General features: G+C 68.5%; 16 protein-coding genes and 1 pseudogene. 5 read left to right on the forward strand and 12 right to left on the reverse strand.

The genetic code is table 11. The features are described 5' to 3' along the window. Nucleotides 1-10: 10 nt before the first annotated feature. From mazG to nudE, 3 genes are read right to left on the reverse strand one after another with little or no spacing between them, the layout of a single operon-like run. Nucleotides 11-913, reverse strand: a complete 903-nt coding sequence (gene mazG / locus BP05_RS06865) for a nucleoside triphosphate pyrophosphohydrolase (RefSeq protein WP_496361813.1) — start codon at nt 911-913, stop codon at nt 11-13. A 4-nt stretch (nt 914-917) separates the two neighbouring features. Next, nucleotides 918-1730, reverse strand: a complete 813-nt coding sequence (cysQ, locus tag BP05_RS06870) for a 3'(2'),5'-bisphosphate nucleotidase CysQ (RefSeq protein WP_496361815.1) — start codon at nt 1728-1730, stop codon at nt 918-920. Then, entirely contained in the window at nt 1709-2257 is a 549-nt protein-coding gene (nudE, locus tag BP05_RS06875) for an ADP compounds hydrolase NudE (RefSeq protein ID WP_496361817.1), read from the reverse strand. Before nudE ends, cysQ begins: the two co-directional genes overlap by 22 nt. A 74-nt stretch (nt 2258-2331) precedes the next feature. Here nudE and bioA point away from each other — a divergent pair, with 74 nt between their 5' ends. Continuing rightward, nucleotides 2332-3765 carry an adenosylmethionine--8-amino-7-oxononanoate transaminase gene (gene bioA / locus BP05_RS06880; RefSeq protein ID WP_496361819.1) on the forward strand — a complete coding sequence of 478 codons (1434 nt, stop codon included), beginning with the start codon at nt 2332-2334 and terminating at the stop codon, nt 3763-3765. After that, nucleotides 3765-4502 carry a 16S rRNA (uracil(1498)-N(3))-methyltransferase gene (locus tag BP05_RS06885; protein WP_496361821.1) on the forward strand — a complete coding sequence of 246 codons (738 nt, stop codon included), beginning with the start codon at nt 3765-3767 and terminating at the stop codon, nt 4500-4502. Before bioA ends, BP05_RS06885 begins: the two co-directional genes overlap by 1 nt. A gap of 211 nt (nt 4503-4713) precedes the next feature. Here BP05_RS06885 and BP05_RS06890 read toward each other — a convergent pair whose 3' ends face one another. Genes BP05_RS06890 through BP05_RS06900 form a run of 3 tightly spaced genes read right to left on the reverse strand, consistent with a single transcriptional unit; the run spans nt 4714 to nt 9330 of the window. Next, nucleotides 4714-5202, reverse strand: coding sequence for a chemotaxis protein CheW (locus tag BP05_RS06890; RefSeq protein ID WP_496361823.1), 489 nt, complete (start codon nt 5200-5202; stop codon nt 4714-4716). 29 nt (nt 5203-5231) lie between these two features. Continuing rightward, nucleotides 5232-6665, reverse strand: coding sequence for a chemotaxis protein CheB (locus tag BP05_RS06895; RefSeq protein WP_496361825.1), 1434 nt, complete (start codon nt 6663-6665; stop codon nt 5232-5234). Further along, a complete protein-coding gene (locus BP05_RS06900; RefSeq protein ID WP_496362314.1) occupies nt 6658-9330 on the reverse strand; it encodes a response regulator in 2673 nt (890 codons plus the stop codon). Before BP05_RS06900 ends, BP05_RS06895 begins: the two co-directional genes overlap by 8 nt. On the opposite strand from BP05_RS06900, the gene BP05_RS06905 reads away from it, so the two are divergent. Further along, complete coding sequence (locus BP05_RS06905; RefSeq protein WP_496362316.1) at nt 9252-9884, forward strand: pentapeptide repeat-containing protein; 633 nt, start codon at nt 9252-9254, stop codon at nt 9882-9884. The genes BP05_RS06900 and BP05_RS06905 overlap by 79 nt on opposite strands. 781 nt (nt 9885-10665) lie before the next feature. Here the strand turns inward: BP05_RS06905 and BP05_RS06910 are convergent. The 5 genes and pseudogenes from BP05_RS06910 to pilG form a co-directional block, all read right to left on the reverse strand. Continuing rightward, nucleotides 10666-12849 (reverse strand): annotated as a pseudogene (locus tag BP05_RS06910) (FimL-related protein); the annotation flags it as partial. A gap of 113 nt (nt 12850-12962) precedes the next feature. After that, nucleotides 12963-14975, reverse strand: coding sequence for a methyl-accepting chemotaxis protein (locus tag BP05_RS06915; protein ID WP_496361827.1), 2013 nt, complete (start codon nt 14973-14975; stop codon nt 12963-12965). A gap of 53 nt (nt 14976-15028) precedes the next feature. Further along, nucleotides 15029-15592 (reverse strand): chemotaxis protein CheW, encoded by a 564-nt coding sequence (locus BP05_RS06920; RefSeq protein WP_496361829.1) that lies wholly within the window; start codon nt 15590-15592, stop codon nt 15029-15031. 13 nt (nt 15593-15605) lie between these two features. Beyond that, nucleotides 15606-15971, reverse strand: a complete 366-nt coding sequence (locus BP05_RS06925; protein ID WP_496361831.1) for a response regulator transcription factor — start codon at nt 15969-15971, stop codon at nt 15606-15608. A gap of 18 nt (nt 15972-15989) precedes the next feature. Further along, on the reverse strand, nt 15990-16385 hold the full coding sequence (gene pilG, locus BP05_RS06930; protein ID WP_496362318.1) for a twitching motility response regulator PilG: 396 nt from the start codon (nt 16383-16385) through the stop codon (nt 15990-15992). Between the two features lie 238 nt (nt 16386-16623). Between pilG and gshB the strand changes: the two genes are divergently transcribed. After that, on the forward strand, nt 16624-17586 hold the full coding sequence (gene gshB, locus BP05_RS06935; protein ID WP_496361833.1) for a glutathione synthase: 963 nt from the start codon (nt 16624-16626) through the stop codon (nt 17584-17586). After that, nucleotides 17583-18476: an energy transducer TonB gene (locus BP05_RS06940; RefSeq protein WP_496361835.1), complete on the forward strand. Its 894-nt coding sequence runs from the start codon at nt 17583-17585 to the stop codon at nt 18474-18476. The genes gshB and BP05_RS06940 overlap by 4 nt, the downstream gene beginning before the upstream one ends. A 19-nt stretch (nt 18477-18495) precedes the next feature. Here the strand turns inward: BP05_RS06940 and lepB are convergent, their stop codons facing one another. Next, nucleotides 18496-19113, reverse strand: a complete 618-nt coding sequence (lepB, locus tag BP05_RS06945; protein WP_496361837.1) for a signal peptidase I — start codon at nt 19111-19113, stop codon at nt 18496-18498. Between the last annotated feature and the right edge of the window lie 46 nt (nt 19114-19159).

A 19159-nucleotide genomic window follows, 5' to 3' on the forward strand; every position in this document is an offset into this window, starting at 1 on the left:
GCAGGAAACCTTACTTGGGCGCCGTGCCTTTGCCGGCCGCGCGCGCGGCATCGGCACCATGGGCACTCGGCGTGGTTGCCGGGCGCTTCTCGTCGTCCTTGGCCCGGTTCCAGTAACGATCCTGCGCTTCCAGCGGGAGCGCGGCAAGCGCGTGGCCGTCGGCGTCCGCCAGCGCTTCCATGGCGCGGAAACGCCGCTCGAACTTGAGGTTGGCGCGGCGCATTGCGCTGCCGACATCCACCTTGGCGTGGCGCGCGATGTTGGCGGCCACGAACAGCAGGTCGCCGATCTCGTCCTCCAACCTGTCGCGCGCGTCCATGTCCGCCGGGTTCGCGGCGACCGCGGTGAACTCGGCGCGCACCTCCTCGATCTCCTCGTGCAGCTTGGCGATCACCGGCGTGATGTCGGGCCAGTCGAAGCCGACCGTCGCCGCGCGCTTCTGCAGCTTCACCGCGCGCTGCCATTCCGGCAGGCCCCGGGCGATGCCGGCGAGCGCGGACGCGTCCTCGTGGCCCGATGATTCGCGCTCGCGCCGCTTCTGCTCTTCCCACGCCGCGGTCTGCGCCTGCGCATCCTCGACCGTGGCGTCGGCGAACACGTGCGGATGCCGGCGGATCATCTTGTCGCTGATCGCGGCGACGACGTCTCCGAAGGCGAAATCGCCCTGTTCTTCCGCCATGCGCGCATGGAAGACGACCTGCAGCAGCAGGTCGCCCAGTTCGTCCTTCAGTGCGTGCAGGTCGTCGCGGTCGATCGCGTCGGCGACTTCATAGGCTTCCTCGATCGTGTAAGGCGCGATGGTCGAGAAGGTCTGCTCCACGTCCCAGGGACAGCCGTCCTGCGGATCGCGCAGGCGTCGCATGATCTCGATCAGCGTGTGGATGTCGCGGTGGTCTTGCGGAAGTCGGTTCATCGGATCACGCCAGCCAGCTGCGCCAGGGCAGCGATGCATCGCCCAGGGCGACGAAGTCGCCGTTGAGCACGCGCTCGCGCTGGTTGTAACGGAACGGCCGCCCCAGCGGGTCGAACAGCGCCCCGCCCGCGCCCTCCAGGACGCACTGGCCCGCCGCCGTATCCCATTCGTTGGTCGGGCCGAAACGCGGATAGACGTCGAGCGTGCCTTGGGCAATGCGGCAGAACTTGAGCGACGACCCCAGTCCGACCGGTTCGACCTCGCCCATGCGGTCGATGAACGCCTGGGTACGGGCATCCCGGTGCGAACGGCTGGCGGCGACGCGCAGCGGTGCGGTAGCCGGAGCGCGCGCGCGCAGCGCCGAGTCGCGGCCGTTCTCGCGCAGGAACGCGCCGAGCGTGGCGCCGCCGTGCCAGAGCTGCCCGGTCACCGGCGCCTGCACCACGCCGAACTCGGCCACGCCATTTTCGATCAGGGCGATGTTGACGGTGAACTCGCCGTTGCGCTTCACGAACTCACGCGTGCCGTCGAGCGGATCGACCAGCCACAAGCGTTTCCAGCGACGCCGCTCGTCCGTGGCGACTTCGTGCGCCGACTCTTCCGATAGCACCGGGATGTCCGGGGTGATGCGCGCCAGGCCCTCCACGATGCAGCGGTGCGCGGCCAGGTCGGCCGCGGTCAGCGGGGAGTTGTCGTCCTTGTGCTCGACCGCGAACTCGCTGTCGTAGATGCCGAGGATCGCGGCGGCGGCATCCTGCGCCAGGGCGATGACTTCCTCGCGGAGTTCCCGGTCGATCACGCCTGCATCCTCAACCATTCGCGGGCGATGAACAACGCGGCGATGCTGCGGCCTTCGGAGAAATCCTCGCGCAGGATCAGTTCGTGCAGCGCGTCCAGCTTCCAGGGAATCACTTCGAGTTCCTCGGGTTCATCGCCCGGCAACCGCTCGGGGTACAGGTCGCGGGCCACGACCAGCTGCGCGGTGTGGCTCATGTAGGTGGGCGCGAGCGTGATGTCGCGCAGCAGGGTCAGCGTGCGCGCGCCGTAACCGGCTTCTTCCTTCAGTTCGCGATCGGCGGCCTGCAGCGCGGTCTCACCGGCATCGATGCGCCCCTTCACCAGCCCGAGCTCGTAACGGTGCATGCCCGCCGCGTACTCGCGCACCAGCAACACCGTGTCGGCATCGAGCATCGGCACCACGACCACGGCACCATGCCCGCGGCCGTGCAGGCGCTCGTAGTTGCGGCGCTCGCCATTGGCGAACTCCAGCTCGAGGCGCTCCAGCCGGTAGGGACCGGCGTCGTGCTCGGTGATGCGGTGGATGGTCGGCAGGCGGTGCGTCACCGGCCACCTCCCCGGCGGCGCGGGCATGGCCGCGGGCGCGGCGTAGCGGCCCCCGGGACTGCGATAATGGCGGGATGCAGGACAATGCTCACGATGAAGCGATGATAGCGGACGCGGATGCATGGCGTTCGCGCGACCTGGCCGTGCTGTGGCACCCGTGCACGCAGATGCGCGAACACCCCGACACGCTGCCATTGCTGCCGATCGCGCGCGGCGAAGGCCCCTGGCTGGTTGGTCGCGACGGGCGGCGCTACCTCGACGCGATCAGCAGCTGGTGGACCAACCTGTTCGGCCATGCCGAGCCCCGCATCGCCGCCGCGATCGCCCGCCAGGCGTCCACGCTGGAACACGTCATCCTCGCCGGCTGCTCGCATGCGCCGGCGGTCGAACTGGCCGAACGGTTGCTGGAAATCGCGCCGCGACAGGGCGGCCGCGCGCCGCTGGCCAAGGTGTTCTACGCCGACAACGGTTCGGCGGGCGTCGAAGTGGCGTTGAAGATGGCGTTCCACTGGTTCCGCAACCGTGGCGAGCTGGGGCGGACCAAGTTCATCGCGCTGGAGAACGGCTACCACGGCGAGACCCTCGGCGCCCTCGCCGTGGGCGACATCCCGCTGTACCGCCGCGTGTATGCGCCGCTGCTCGCCGAAGCGCTGTTCGCGCCCTCGCCTGACGCCTACCTGTGCGCGGCCGGGGAGACGCCCGCGCAGCGCGCCGCGTTCGCGGCGGAAGGCTTGCGCGAGCTGCTGGAACGCCATGCCGGCGAAGTCTGCGCGCTGATCCTCGAACCGCGCGTGCAATGCGCCGGTGGGATGCGGATGCACGACCCCGTGTATCTGCGCCTGGCGCGCGAACTTTGCGATGCGCACGGGGTGTTCCTGATCGCCGACGAGATCGCGGTTGGATTCGGCCGCACCGGGACGTTGTTCGCTTGCGAGCAGGCCCCCGCCGATGCTCGCATTGGCGGATCGGGCGGGGTCCAGCCGGACCTGCTGTGCCTGTCGAAAGGGCTCACCGGCGGCGCGCTGCCGTTGGCGGCGGTGCTGGCGACGCAGTCGATCTACGACGGCTTCCTTGACGACTCCCGCGAGCGCGCGTTCCTGCATTCGCACAGCTACACCGGCAATCCCCTCGCCTGTGCCGCGGCGCTGGCTTCGCTGGACATCTTTGCCAGCGACGACGTGATCCAGCGCAACCGCGTCACCGCGACGCGCATGCGTGAGCTGGCACTGCCGCTGGCCGACCACCCGCACGTCGCCGACGTGCGCCAGGCCGGGATGATCGTCGCGTTCGAACTGGCCAAGGGCGGCGACCGGCGCCAACCCTTCGCGGCGGCGTCACGCGTGGGCCTGCGCGCCTACCGCACCGCGCTCGCGCGCGGGGTGCTGCTGCGCCCGCTTGGCGACATCCTCTATTGGATGCCGCCCTACTGCATCGACGACGAGGCGCTCCGCTTCCTGGCCAGCGTCACGCGCCAGGCGATCGACGACGCGACTACGGAGGCCGGCTGATGCGCACGACCCGCGTGCACGTCGACGCGCCCCTTGCGCAGGGCATCGAGCTGGCATTGCCCGAGAATGCGGCGCAACACCTCGCGCGCGTGCTGCGGCTCAAGGTCGGCGACGAATGCGTGCTGTTCAACGGCGATGGGCACGACTACCCGGCACGCATCGTGGCCCAGGACAAGCGCCAGTTGCGCGTCGCCGTCGGTGCGGCGCGCGACGTCGACAACGAGTCGCCGCTGCGGCTTACGTTGCTCCAAGGCGTGGCGCGCGGCGAGAAGATGGACCTAATCCTGCAGAAGGCGACCGAACTCGGTGTCGCCGCCATCGCGCCGCTGTGGTCGCAGCGCAGCGAAGTGAAGCTCGATGGCGACCGCGCGGAGAAGCGCCTGGCGCACTGGCGCGGCGTGGTGGTGTCCGCCTGCGAGCAGTGCGGGCGCGTTCGCGTGCCCGCCGTGGCCGCGCCTGTTCCGCTCGCTGCGGCCTTGGCCGCGCTCCCTGCGGGCGGCGTGCGGCTGATCCTCGACCCGGACGGCAAACTCGCGTCCGGAACGCTCGACATCGACGCGACGACCGGCGTCGTGCTGGCCGTGGGCCCGGAGGGCGGATGGTCGCCGGCCGATCACACGCAACTGCAGGAAGCCGGGTTCCAAGGGCTGCGCCTGGGTCCGCGCATCCTGCGCACGGAAACCGCCGGACTGGCGGCGATCGCCGCGCTCCAATCGCGGTTCGGCGACCTGGCGTAGCCGGGGAGCAGCACGTGAAGTCCTGAACTGGCGGAGCGTCGCGTTGCGCTGCGTCCTGCGCGAAGGAGACCGCGGAATCAACGGCGCCCAACCACGGCGCTCGCGCATGCATCGCTGACCCCGGCAGCGGCCCCGCAAGATCCGATCAGTGGCAGGCGTTTGCCCGAGTCAAAGGCCGGAGCAAGCGACGCCGGCCTCGGCCCTACTGGTGTCAGGCCGCCTGCGCCTGGGCGAGCGCATCGCCGATCAGGGCCTGGATCGCCTCGAGATTGGGAACGAACGCCTCGTCCTCATTGAGCCATACGCGGGCGTGGACGCCGCGCGGCAGATGCTCGTCGGGTTCGTGCAGGAGGCGATCGGTGGACACCGTGACCAGCCGCGGGAAGCCTTGGGTCAGGATCGCGAAGTATGGAGACTTGGCATCGCCGCCGAGCGCCTTGAGGACCACCACTTTGCTGCCCAGGCCGCCCGCCTCCGGGGCGATGTCCGCCATCCGCGAGAATGCGATCAAAGGCAGTTCCCAGCCGCGCCAGCGGATGCGGCCCAGCAGCCAGTCCGGTGCGCCTTCCACGGGCGACGGCGGTGCGAAGGACAACACCTCGGCGATGGTGGCGTTGGGCAGCAGCAGCCGCGCGCGCGCCACCGCGATGAGGACGCCTCGGATGTCATTGGGCTGGGCGTTCTGGTGCTGGGTGTTCATCGACGTTTCCGGATTCTTCTAGTGCGTGCTCAGTGCCAGCGCTCGGCGAGTCGGAGCGCGAGCTCCTGGGGTTTGCCGGCCTGGCCGCCCCGTGAAGCCAGCGCTGCCGGCGCGGCCACGTCATAGCAGCCGTCGAGCGCCTGGCCCGCCACCAGCGTGCCGGCCGCGGCCATCTTCATCACGGTATCGACCTGGGCCGGGTCTGCACCGCTCAGCAGCAGCACCGCGCTGTCGTTGGCCGGCAGCGATGCCAGCAGCTCCGCCGGTGATTCGTTGAAAACGAGCTCCTGGCCGAGTTCGGCCACGCCGAGCGTCGGCGGCAGGATGTAGACCGTGCCGCCCTGCAGCGCGTCTCCGCTGGCGGCGAGCTTCACCGGCAGCGTGGTGGCGCGCTGCATCTGTGCGACCAGCTTGTCGTAGTGGCCGCCGTCGAGGCGCTGCTGGACCAGCACGGCGCGCGGAAAACCTTCCGGCAGCGCGCCCAGCAACTGGCGGACGGCGTCAGGACCTCCGATGCCCGCCATGATCAGCACCGCGCCGCGCGTGGACGCGGTCGTCCGATCCTCGACCAGTTCCATCTCCGCGATGCGCGAATGCAGGTCGGCCATGTCGCTGCGGAACCGGCTGGCGTCGGCCGGCTGGTCGTCGTCGAATTGCAGCCCCTCGATACTGATCTCGGTCGGGGTGTCGTCCGCGAGTTCGAGTTCCAGCTTGCCTACGAAGGGCGGCAGCGTATCCGCACCGTGTTCGTGGACGTAGTGCGTGGCCTCGTCACCCAGTTCGATGGCGACCAGGTCCATGTCGGAGTGCACGTCGATCGGCGCGACGGCATCGTCGTCGGCGAGCGACAGTTCCATCGTGGGCGCCGCTTCCGGCAGCGGCGGAATGACGAACCCGGCCGACGATGAAGTTTCTTCCACCGCGTCCTCGTTCGTGAGGGACAGTCCTCCCAGGAACGCGTCGTCCGGCAGCGGCGGGATGGCGGACGGCGGTGGCGTCTCTTCCGCCGCATCGTCGTTGGCGAGCGACGTCTCCGTCGCGGGCGCGAGTTCCGGCAGCGGCGGGATGACCGAGGCAAGCGGCGATGCAGCATCGTCCGCCATCGTTCCCCGGCCGGGCGGAAGCACGCTGTCGGCGTGCCCTAGCTTGGCGCGAAGGTGGCGCACCCAGCGCGCCGCGTCCCATCCGACGCGCCCGAGGGCGAGTTCGGCTTCCTCGAAGAGGACCTCGATCCGAGGATTCGACAGCACGCCGTCGAAGCGCTCGAGCGCTTCGTCCGTGGCGGCGTCGAGCACAATCAGGGCCACGTCGGGCTGGGCGGAAAGCACCGCCTCCTGCTCGCTCGTGGCCGGGTCGGCTTCCAGCACGATGTTGGCGCCGGCCTGGTCCAGTGCCTCACGCATGCGGTCGCGGGCCGCGCCGGGGCGGGCCAGCAACGCGACGCGGCGGGCGTTGTTACTCATGTGTGCGCGCTATCCCTAGCAGTTCGAATACGTTGCGCAGCAATTCCGGCTCCTGGTACGGCTTGCCCAGGTAGCGGTTCACGCCGATGTCGAACGCGCGCTGGCGGTGCTTCTCGCCGGTACGCGAGGTGATCATCACGATCGGCACGTTGCGCAGGCGCGGGTCGGCCTTCATCGCCGTGGCGAGTTCGTAGCCATCCATGCGCGGCATTTCGATGTCGAGGAGCATCAGGTCGGGCACGTGCTCGATCATCTTCTCCAGCGCATCGAGGCCATCCTTCGCGGTGAGCACCTCGAAGTTGTTGCGCTCCAGGACGCGGCCCGTGACCTTGCGCATGGTGACGGAGTCGTCGACCACCATGACCATCGGAATGCGGCGGGTTTCGACGGCAGGCGCGGCCGGCAGGTACTCCGGAGCGAGCACGACCTGGCGGCGCACGAGCGGCGCGACGTCCAGGATCACCACGACGCTGCCGTCGCCCATGATCGTGGCGCCGAAGATGCCCGGGACCGATGCGACCTGCGGACCCACCGGCTTCACCACGATTTCGCGGTTGCCTACCACCTGGTCGACGCTGACCGCCGCACGCAGGTCACCGGCACGGATCAGCAGCAGCGGCATCTGCATCTGGCCTTCGGCCTTCGCCGTGGCATGACCGACGAGCGTGCCGAGGTCGTGCACCGGATAGTCTTCGCCACCGTACTGGTATGCGGCCCCTGCCTGCAGCTGGTCGCGCGGGATGCGGCCGACGCCGCGCACCGATGCGATCGGCACGGCGAAGGTCGTCTCGCCGATGCGCACGAACACCGCCTGGGTGACGGCGAGCGTCTGCGGCAGGCGCAGGGTGAATCGGGTGCCTTCGCCTGGCTTGGAATCGATATCGATCGTGCCGCCGAGCTGGCGGACTTCCGATGCGACCACGTCCATGCCGACGCCCCGTCCGGCGAGGCGGCTGACTTCATCGGCCGTCGAGAAGCCCGGCTCGAAGATCAGCATGTCCAGGTCGTTGTCGCTCAGGACAGCGTCCTGGCGCACCAGGCCGCGTTCCTCACCACGCTTGCGGATCGCTTCGCGATTGAGGCCGGCGCCGTCATCGGCGACTTCCAGGACGACTTCCGAGCCTTCGCGGCGGATCGCGATGCTGATCGCGCCCTCTTCCGCCTTGCCCGCCTTCTTGCGTTTTTCCGGCTTTTCCAGGCCGTGCGCGATCGCGTTGCGGAGCATGTGCTCCAGCGGCGCGGTCATGCGGTCGAGGACGTTGCGGTCGAGTTCGCCCTGGGCGTTGCCGAGCTTGAGCTGGGCCTGCTTTCCGGTTTCGCCCGCGGCCTGGCGCACGACGCGGCGCAGGCGCGGAACCAGCGAGTCGAACGGCACCATGCGCGTGCGCATGAGGCCTTCCTGCAGTTCCGAGCTCACGCGGGACTGCTGCAGCAGCAGGGTTTCGTACTGGCGAGTCAAATCGTCCAGCGTGATCTGCAGGCTGGTCTGGTCGGCCGCCGATTCGGCAAGCGCACGCGACAACTGCTGCAGGGTCGAGAAACGGTCGAGCTCGAGCGGATCGAACGTCGCATCGGCCGTGTCGTGTTCGCGCTGGAAGCGCGCGATGATCTGCGCTTCGGTTTCGATTTCCAGGCGGCGCAGCTGGTCGCGCTGGCGCACGTTGGTCTGGTCCATTTCCGCGATCGCGGCACGGAACGCACCCAACTGCTGTTCCAGGCGGGCGCGGTAGATCGCGACTTCGCCGGCGTAGTTGACGAGGCGGTCCAGCAGGTCGGCGCGGATGCGCACCTGTTCCTGCGGCGCGCGCGCGCCGACATCGTCTTCGTCGCCCTGCGGCGCGTCGACCATCGGAGCGGACAGCGGCTTGAGTTCCAGCGGCACCGGTGCGGCGGGGTGCGCGGGAGCTTCCACCGCGGCGTCCATGGAGACGGCCGCGTGCCGGCCGCGCGAACGCGCGTCGAATTCGGCGATGAGCGCTTCCGGCATTGCGATGGCCTGGCGCGCACCGACGCGCGTGACCATCGCATGCAGGCGGTCGAAGCCGCGTTCGAGCAAAGGCACGCCATCGCTGCCGAGCTCGACGCGGTTTTCCACCACGGCCTCGAGCAGCGACTCCATGGTGTGGCCGAGTTCGCCCACGGCCATGATGCCGGCCATGCGCGCGCCGCCCTTGAGCGTATGCAGGTCGCGCTGCAGGCCGATCAGCGGTTCGCGGGAATCGGGCGCTGCACGCAGTTCGGCGAGCAGGCCGTCGGAATGATCCAGCAGGTCGGCACCTTCTTCCACGAAGATGTCGACGAGTTCGGGATCCAGCCCGGTTAGGTCGAGGACTTCGTCCGGGTCTTCGCTGCCGGCCCGGGCCTGCGCCAGGATTGCGGCGACCGCGGGTTCGGGTTCCGGCAAGGTCGTCGCGGCCGCCAACGCGGCAGCGGCGGCGGCCGCCTCGCGCTGGGCGCGCTCCTCGGCTTCGCGGACTTCCTCGGCACGGCGCACGGCTTCGGCTTCCGCATCGGCAGCGGCCTTGGCCGCAACCGCCTGCTCTTCGGCCAGACGCTCGGCTTCGAGACGTTCTTCCTCGGCAACGCGTGCGGCTTCGACGCGCGCCGCCTCTTCGGCCGCCTGTTCCGCGGCGAGACGCTCGGCCTCGGCCTGCTCAGCCGCCACGCGCGCGGCTTCGGCGTATTCGGCCTCGAGGCGGGCGTACTCGGCTTCCTCCGCGGCAAGGCGCTCGGCCTCTTCCGCTGCGGCGCGTTCGGCTTCGGCACGTTCGGCTTCGGCACGTTCGGCTTCGACGCGTTCGGCTTCGACGCGCTCGGCTTCGACGCGTTCGGCTTCGACGCGTTCGGCTTCGGCGCGTTCGGCTTCGACGCGTTCGGCTTCGACGCGTTCGGCTTCGACGCGTTCGGCTTCGACGCGTTCGGCTTCGACGCGCTCGGCTTCGGCGCGCTCGGCTTCGGCACGCTCGGCTTCGGCACGTTCGGCTTCGGCGCGTTCGGCTTCGAGGAGTTCCGCATCGACAGGCGATGCGTCGTATTCGATTTCCTCGGAATCCGTGTCGGCAATCGCCACTTCCACGGCAGCGCCGGCGCTGCCGAGAGCAACGCTTTCGAACGCCTCCCGTTCCAGCGACATCGCCGGAGTCTTGGGAGCGGCGGCATCCGGGGCGGCATGCACCTCGCCCGGCACGACTTCGCTCGCCAGGTCGGCAAACTCGCTGAAGTCGAAAGCAGGCAGGTCTTCTGCCGCTTCCTCCACGAACTGTTGCGAACGCGCTTCCGGCAGGCTGTCGCGCAACGCCTGCATGCGCGCAGCGAGGCCGTCGAAATGCGGGACATGCGGCACTTCGGCCTGCAACCCCTGCATCGTGCCGCCGATGGCTGCGGCGACATCGCCGAGCGCGGACACGCCCTCGCTCGTCGGAAGGATGCCCGCGGCGAGAAGCCGCTTGATGTAGGTCTCACTCGGGCCGGTGATCTCGGTGATCACCGGCACTTCGGTCATGGCGAATGCACCATTGAGCGTGTGCACCGCGCGCTGCAGCGATTCTGTCGCCGGCTGCGGCATGTTGCGCGCGCTTTCCAGCCAGCTCTCGATCGTGACCAGGTGGCCGCCGACTTCGCCAGCGAGGATTTCCAGCAGAACCGCATCCACCGAAGCGCGCACGCCCGGGATTGGCGCAGGCTCGAGGCTGGCCTGCGCGGCGGGAAGTTCTGGTTCGATGCCAGGGATTTCGGCGTGCAGGTCACCGGCATCGATCGAGACGATCGCCGCCTCGGCCAACTCCGGCTCGCCTTCGCTACTTGGCTGCGGCGCAGGCGCCACGGCGGCCGGAGTGAAGAACGCTTCCTCGCCTGCCGCAAGCCGATCCGCGACCGCTTCGAGGCCGGCCAGATCAGCGGTGATCGAGCCTTCGCCGCGCAGCGCGGCATGCAATTGGGGCAGCGCGTCGTAGGTCTGCCCGACGAGGGCGACGACCGCGGGGCTGGCCGGGCGCGTGCCGTCCAGCACGCGGTTGAGCATGTTCTCGACCTTCCAGCTGAACTCGCCCAAGGTCTTGGCGCCGACGAGGCGGCCACTGCCCTTGAGGGTGTGGAAGACGCGGCGGATCGGGCGCAGGCGCTCGCCGTCGTCGGGGTGTTCGCGCCACGGCGGCAGCAGCTCGCCGAGATTGGCGATTTCTTCCTGCAGTTCCTCCAGGAAGACTTCGCGGATTTCGTCGTCGATGTCGTCGCTGCGCTCGAAGCCGCCGGCGGCGACCGCATCGGCGCTGCTGGCGACCGGGGCGGCCGTAGTTGCCGGCGGCGCGGGTTCGACCGGAACATCGACCATCGAATGCGTCGGCGCACTCGCCGGTGCAGGTTCCGCCTGCCCCTGTGCGCCGCCACGGAACGGCTCGATCTTGCCGAAGTCCAGCGCATCGACCAGTTCCGGCGACAATTGCAGCGCCTCTGCCGTGGTCGTTGGCGCGCCCGCTTCTTCCACCGCCGGCAGCGGCCAATACCGCAGGCGCTCGAGTGCGTGGCGCGCGATCTCGAGGATTTCGTCGCGGGCCGGGCGCTGGTCGCGCAATGCTTCGAGGTAGTACTCCAGGCTGGCCAGCGCGTCGGCCATGGTGTCGAGCTGCTGGCTGTTCGGCACGCGCTTGCGGTTGAGCAGTTCGACTTCGACGTAGCGCTTCACCGCGGTGAGGTAATCGGCGGGAAGCTGCTGCTCGAGCATGCGCAATGCGCCGCCGACTTCATCCAGCAGGCGCGGGACTTCGCCGAGCTCCGCGTGCTCCCAGCCGGTTTCGACGAATGCCACGAACGACTGGCGGGCGTCGCCGAAGTTCGCGATGGCTTCACGGACCACGACGTCGATGACCTTGTTGCGCTCGCCAGTGGCGAGATCTTCCTCGCCGCCCGCATCGGGGCGACCAAGACGTGCGACCTGGTCGTCCAGGGACGCATCGACGTACAGCAGCGCCCCTGCGACATCGAGCAGCGCGCCCTCGTCCGCGGCGCGGCGGCCGGTGACGATTTCGCGCATAGCATCGCGCTGCTGGATGACCACGTTGCGGGCGACGCCCAGGCCCATCATGCCCAGCGTATCGCTGACGCGCGTCAGTGCATCGACCTGCGGTTGCAGTTCGTTGACGTCGGTCTGGCGCGTACGCAGGTGCAGGTCCAGCGCGTCCTTCACCCGCAGGAGGTCTTCCTTGATCGCGGCCGATACGGTGTCGAGCAGGGCGCGGTTGCGGCCGCTGAGGCTGCCGCGTGCATGTTCGAGTTCGTCCTCGCTCGGCAGCTGGCCGGCAAGGTCGAAGGTCTGGCGCAGGCTGTTGAGCGCCGGATGCTGGCTCGTGCTGTGCGCGACGTGGTAGAGCAGCTGCCGGGTGGGTTCGGCGGCGGCATCCGCGCGCGGCGCGGCGAAGCCGAAGCTGTCGTCGACCAGCGTCTGCCGCGCTTCGCGCTCGACGCCTGCAAAGGCCTGCCGCACGCCGCGATTGGCGGCCAACGCGCCGTCGCGCAGAGCACCGGCGACGGACGAGGCGACCCACAGCATGCGCCGCAGGGGTTCGGTATCGACCTGTGCGAGCAGCGAGTCGACGGTCCGTGCGAGCTGCGTGGCATCGGCGGGCGCGCCGTCTTCCGGCCAGGCGTTGAGCGCGTCGCGCAATGCGCCCAGTTGCGTCATCAGTTCATCGCGGGCCGGCTTGGGCGCCGACGGCGCCGGTGCGGGCAGGTCTTCCGGCAGCGGACGGTCGAGGTCGGGCGAGAACAGCACGCTTTCGCTCAAACCAGGCTCGCCGCGGGTCGCACGCAGTTCGTTGAGCAGCGGCAGCAGCACGATCGGAATGTCGCGGTGGCCGCCCTGCAGGCGTTCCAGGTAATCGGGCAGCTGCACCACGCCACGCATCAGCGCCGCGCAGGCGTCGTCGCGCTCGGCGACTTCGCCGCGCAGCAGCGACAGCGACAGCCGCTCCATCTCCTCGGCGACCATCGCCGGCGCATACAGCTCGATCATGCGCAGCGTGCCATGCACCTGGTGCATGTGCGCCGCGCAGGTCTTCATGTGCGAGACCAGCGAGGGGTTTTCAGCGAACGCCTCGATTTCGTCCCGCGCCAGGCGCAGGGTGGCATCGAGTTCGGGCTTTACCCAGCCCAGCGTGGTCGTGTCGATCGCGTCGCGCAACACGGTCATGGGTTGCCTCCGTGTCGGCGCGCGCCCATGACGCCTGCCCCATGGGCGGGCGCGGACGCGTTGCGATTTGCCTTCTGGCCGAGCATCACGTTATTCGTTCCGTCCGCTATCGATCAGGCCGGCAGCTTGAAGTCGGCGACCGAACGGCGCAGGTCCGCCGCGAGTTGCGCCAGGTTTCCAATCGATTGCGCCGTCTGGCTCGCACCCTGCGAGGTCTGGGCGGTAATCGACTGGATGGTGTTCATCGTCTGGGTGATGTTCGACGCAGCGCTGGACTGCTGCTTCGCCGCCGTCGAGATGCCTTGAATCAGTCCGGACAAGTCGGACGACACCTTTTCGATCTCGCCCAGCGCGGTACCCGCGTCTTCGGCGAGGCGTGCACCGGCAACCACTTCCGAGGTCGTCTGTTCCATCGAGGACACCGCTTCGTTGGTGTCCGACTGAATCGTCTGCACCAGCGTTTCGATTCGCTTGGTCGCGTTCGAGGCGCGTTCGGCGAGTCGTTGCACTTCGTCCGCCACCACCGCGAAGCCGCGGCCCGCCTCACCGGCCGAGGCCGCCTGAATCGCCGCGTTCAGCGCCAGGATGTTGGTCTGTTCCGAGATGTCGTTGATCAGTTCCACGATCGAACCGATTTCCTGCGACGACTCACCCAGTCGCTTGATTCGCTTCGAGGTTTCCTGGATCTGGTCGCGAATCGAGTCCATGCCCGCGATCGTCTGGCGCACGACGCCGGCGCCCTTGGTCGCGATCTGCACGGAGCGCTGCGCCACGTCCGCGGACTCGGCGGAGTTCTTCGACACCTGGTCGATGCTCGCCGCGATTTCGCTGATGCGGTCGGAGGCCGAGCTGATTTCCTGCGCCTGGTGTTCGGCGGCTTCGGCGAGGTGCATGGCGGTGGCCTGCGTTTCCTGCGCGCTCGACGCCACCTGCACCGAAGTGTCGGTAATCGTCTGCACCAGGCTGCGCAACTGTTCGACGGCGAAGTTGATCGAGTCCGCGATCGCGCCGGTCATGTCCTCGGTGACGGTCGCCTTTACGGTCAGGTCGCCTTCCGCGAGCGAACCCATTTCGTCCAGCAGGCGCATGATCGCCTCCTGGTTACGGTCGTTGAGTTCCTTGGTGGTCTGGTAGCGCTTCTGCTGCGCGCGGTTCAGCGAGAACAGCAAGCCGGCGATGGCGATGATCGCGGCGATGCCCGAGAGCACCGATACCAGGATGTGGCCGATCGGGTTCTTGCTGCGCACCGAACCGAACGCGGTCAGCGAGCGGAACAGCGATTCGCTCTGGCCCAGCAGGGTGTTGGATTCGCTGGTGATCGTGCCCGCCGCGGCCTGCGCGTTGAACAGGTTCTTGGAGCCGGCGCTGATCGCGTCCAGGTCCTTCTTCATGTCGGTCCAGAGCGTCTCGGCCTGGCCGAGGGCGGCGAGCGCGCCGCCGTTGGAGAGCGGGGTGACGCCCAGCGCGGCGTCGCCCTTGCGCAGGCCGGACAGCACGTTGCCGAACACGGCCGCGGTGCGGGCCAGCTGGTCGCCGGCGATCGAGGCGCCCGCGCCGCCGGCGCGCATCGCGGTGATGTTCTTGTCGATCTGGCCCGCGAGTACGTTCTGGCGCAGCGCGAGGTAGACCTGCGAGGCCGGCGAACCGCTCGAAGACATCGCGCGCACCAGTTCGTCCAGGCGTGCCTGCAGCTGCGGCACCTTGGCCGAGAAGCTGTCTGCCTTGCTGGCCAGCCCGGTCACGGCCGCTTCGGAGGAGATGACCTGGTCGGCGTTCTTGCCTACCAGGTCCCAGGTGTTGCTGACCTTTTCGATGTCGCCGGACACCCCCAGTTCGCCGCCGAAACGATCGTTGAGCTGCTTCACGTCGGCGTCCATCTGTGCCTTGGTGGCCTTGAAGGCCGCGTAGGCCTCGCGGTCACCCGCCACGGCCTCGGCGCCCTGCACTGCCAGGCGCTGCGAATTCACCTGTAGTGCCGAAGCCGAGGAGCTGGCGTTGGCGAGGCGCGAGCCCTTGTAGGTGGCATAACCGGCGTTGAGGCCGAAGATGACCACCGAGATGCCGAGGATCGTCAACCAGGTATTGACGCCGAGGCCGCGGCCCTTGGGATTCATCACAGTGCTCATGGTTCAACCTCGTTGGCGATTGCTGCTTGCGTGTTGCTGGTTGTTGGATGACGTCAGCCGGCGGCTTGACGGAATTCGGGTGTACGGGCCAGCCGGTCCAGGCTGAAGATGCCCCACGCATGCTGGTCGACGCGGTAGGCGCGGTCGACGAAGTGGGCGTAGCGTCCCTGGTAAAGCGGATTGTCTTCGGTGTGCAGGTCGGTGAGCTTCTGCGGCTCGGTGAAACTGCGCTGGCCGTAGAGCTCGTCGATCAGCACGGCGACGTCGCCACCGGGCTGGCGCACCAGCAGCACGCGCTGGCTTTCATGCAGGACGGTGCGCTCGCCTTCCAGGAACTGCTTGAGGTCGACGATGGGCAGCAGGTTGCCGCGCACGTTGGCCACGCCCAGCATCCAAGGCTGCGCACCCGGAACCTGGGTGATCGGGGGCAGCGGCAGGATCTCGCGCACTTCGTCGAAGCCCGAAGCCAGGCGGGTCGAACCGACGCGGTAGCCGACGCCGCGCCACAGGCCGGGCGCATCGAGCTGTTCCGGCAAACCGGCGACATGCTCGAGGCTGCGCTGCTCGTAGTCGGCCAACAGCTCGAACGGACTGAGCGCGGAAGCGTTGCTGCTCACTTGGGAAACCTGTTCAGTGACCGAGCACTGCGTTGATGCGGGCGATCAGCTCGTCCTCGCGCGGCGGCTTGACGATGTAGTCGCGCGCGCCCTGGCGCATGCCCCAAGCCTTGTCGGTGTCCATGTCCTTGGTGCTCACGATGAGCACCGGGATGGCGCTGGTCGCGGCATCGCGCGACAGCGCGCGCGTGGCCTGGAAGCCATTCATGCCCGGCAGGACCACGTCCATGATGACGAGGTCGGGCATTTCGCGCTTCGCAGCGGCGATGCCGTCTTCGGCGCTGCCGGACGAAAGGACCTGGTGTCCATTGCGTTCCAGCAACTGGGTGAGAACCGCCGTGTCGGTCGGCGAATCCTCGATCAGCAGAATACGTGCCATTGATGCCCTACCCCCCGGTCAGGCGTGTACATGATTACGGATCGCGTCGAGGAGCTCCTCGCGCGTGAATGGCTTGGTCAGATACTGCTCGGAACCGACGATGCGGCCGCGGGCCTTGTCGAATAGGCCATCCTTGGACGACAGCATGATCACCGGCGTGTTCTTGAACAGGTGGTTGTTCTTGATCAGGGCGCAGGTCTGGTAGCCGTCCAGACGCGGCATCATGATGTCGACGAAGATGATCTGCGGCTGCTGGTCGGCGATCTTGGCCAGGGCCTCGAAGCCATCGGTCGCGGTCACCACGTCGCACCCTTCCCGTTTGAGCAAGGTCTCGGCGGTGCGGCGAATGGTCTTGGAATCGTCGATCACCATGACCTTCAGACCGTCGAGGTTGCCGTTGCGACCCTCTTGCATGCTTTCAATCCCCTGTGCGATCACGGCGAGCCCCGCACGTCGCGAAGTGCCTTTATTTCAAGCATAGCGCGTACTGTCAAGCGACATCTCACAGGGCGGCCTCCCTGAATGTGCGGGGCTGCACAATCGCGACCCGGTTTGCACTTGCGCGGCCAGAACGTGACGTTTTGCGGCATGCGCGGGCGCGCCTCGGACCCCGCCTGCTACCATCGCGCGCATCGTTTTCACCACAGCCAACATGCCCTCGCAACCGGGTGTCGACATCATCGTGGTGATGGATCCGATCGGGTCCATCAAGATCGCCAAGGACTCCACCTTCGCCATGCTGCTGGAAGGCCAGCGCCGGGGGCACCGGCTCTGGTACGTCCGTCCCGGCGGCCTGGCCGTGTCCGGAGGCCGGGCCCAGGCGACCGTGGCCGCCCTGGCGGTGAAGGACGATCCGGCCGGCTGGTACGAACTGGGCGACTGGACCCACTGGACCTTCGGTCCCGGCCAGATCGTGCTGATGCGCAAGGACCCGCCGGTGGATCCGGACTACGTCAACGACACCCAGATCCTGGGGTTGGCCCAGCGTGCCGGAGCCCTGGTGGTCAACGACCCCCAGGGGCTGCGTGACATGAACGAGAAGCTGGCGGCGCTGGAATTTCCGCAGTGCATCCCCGCGACCCTGGTCAGCCGGGATGCCGCCCAGATCAAGGCGTTCGTCGCCGAGCACGGCGACACCGTGCTCAAGGTGCTCGACGGGATGGGCGGGCGATCGATCTTCCGGGCGCGAACCGGCGACCCCAATAACAACGTGATCCTGGAAACCCTCACCGAGGGCGGGCAACGTCTCGCGATGGCCCAGCGCTACATTCCCGAGATCAATGAGGGGGACAAGCGCATCCTGCTCATCGACGGCGTGCCGGTGGACTACTGCCTGGCGCGCATCCCCCAAGGCGACGAGTTCCGCGGCAACCTGGCCGCCGGCGGCAAGGGCCGCGGCCAGCCCCTGAGCGACCGCGACCGCTGGATCGCGGCCCAGGTCGGCCCCGAGCTGCGCCGTCGCGGCATGGTCTTCGTCGGCCTGGACGTCATCGGCGACTACCTGACCGAGGTGAACGTCACCAGCCCGACCTGCATCCGTGAGCTCGATGCCCAGTTCGGCTTGAACATCGCCGGCCTGCTGTTCGACTGCATCGAGCAGAAACTATCCGCATGAGTACGGTCGCCGCCCGCGTCCCGCCCCACCCCGGCGAATACGCCCTGGGCGAGAACCGGCGCATCAGCGCGACGATGGTGTTGTCGGTGCTGGTCCACGCCATGCTCCTGCTGGGGGTGGGCTGGGCGGTGGAGAGCGCGGCGCCGGTGATGCCGACGCTGGACGTGATCCTCACCGAAACGACCTCGCCGCTGACGCAGAAGCAGGCCGACTTCCTCGCCCAGGCCACCAACCAGGGCGGCGGCGAGCACGACAAGACCACCCGCCCGCGCGAAAGCCAGTCCGGCCTGGCCCCGCAGCCCGAGCCGGGGATCGCCCCGCGTCCGCTGCGCGCGCAGTCGCCGGCACCGCAGCCGGCACCGCGGGAGCGGGTGATCAGCACCCTGCACAGCGTGACCGAGGTCGCCCGGGCCCGGGCCACGCCGCCGCCCGACGAGCAGCTGCTGCCGCGGGGCCGCGAGAAGGTCGCCCGCGACATCGCCATGGCCCGCCTGGCCGCGGAAATCCACCTGCGCTCCGAGCGCTATGCCAAGCGTCCCAAGCGCAAGTTCGTCTCCGCCAGCACCACGGAGTACGCCTGGGCGACCTACCTGAGCGAATGGGTCAAGCGCGTGGAGCGGGTGGGGAATCTCAATTACCCGGATGAGGCGCGGCAGCGGCACCTGGCCGGCAAGGTCGTCATCACCATCGCCATCCGCCGCAACGGCACGGTTGAACGCGCGCAGGTGATCGAGTCCAGCGGCATCCCGCTGCTCGACTCGTCGGCACTGCGCATCGCGAAGCTCGCCGAGCCCTACGCGCCGCTGCCCAAGACCGAAGAAGACCCCGACATCCTGCACGTCACCCGCACGTGGCTGTTCATGCCGGGCGGCGAACTGATCGACGACTGAGGCCCCGGGCCGTCCTGCATCACAGGCGTTTCCAGACCGGGCCTTCGCCGCTGCGCCAGTACACGTACGTCGCCTTCGCGTACAGGGACGTCGCGGGCACCAGGCCGAAGTAGCGGCCGTCGAAGCTGTCGCCGCGGTGATCGCCCAACACCAGCACCTGCCCGGCCGGAATGACCGTATCCAGCACGTCGCGACCGCCGCCGCGATCGAGGTTGAGCTCGGCGCGGTGCGCGCCGAAGCGCTCTACATAGGGCGTCGCTTGCGCGGCCAGGGACACGCCGTTGATGGTGAGGTGTCCATCGACCACGTTGACGCGATCGCCACCCACCGCGGCCACGCGCTTGATCAGGCGCGTGCCGTCGACGGGCGACTTGAACACCGCGATGTCGCCGCGCTGCGGCTGCCCACGTTCGACCAGGGTGATATCGGTGAACGGAACCCGCAGGCCGTAGGCCGACATGTCGACGATGACGTGGTCGCCCGGCTTGAGCGTGTTCTCCATCGAACCGCTGGGCACCGTGTAGTGGTTGGCGAACGACGTGCGCGCGACCGCCAGCAACGCCAGCATCAGCACGATGGACTTGGCCTCGCCGATGATGCGGCTGCGCTTGCCCGGATCTTTCACACCTGCGGCCATGGTTGCCCTCCTTCGGATGTCGGAGGGAATGACCCGGGCCGAAGGT

This window comes from Lysobacter oryzae DSM 21044 (genome assembly GCF_059568595.1).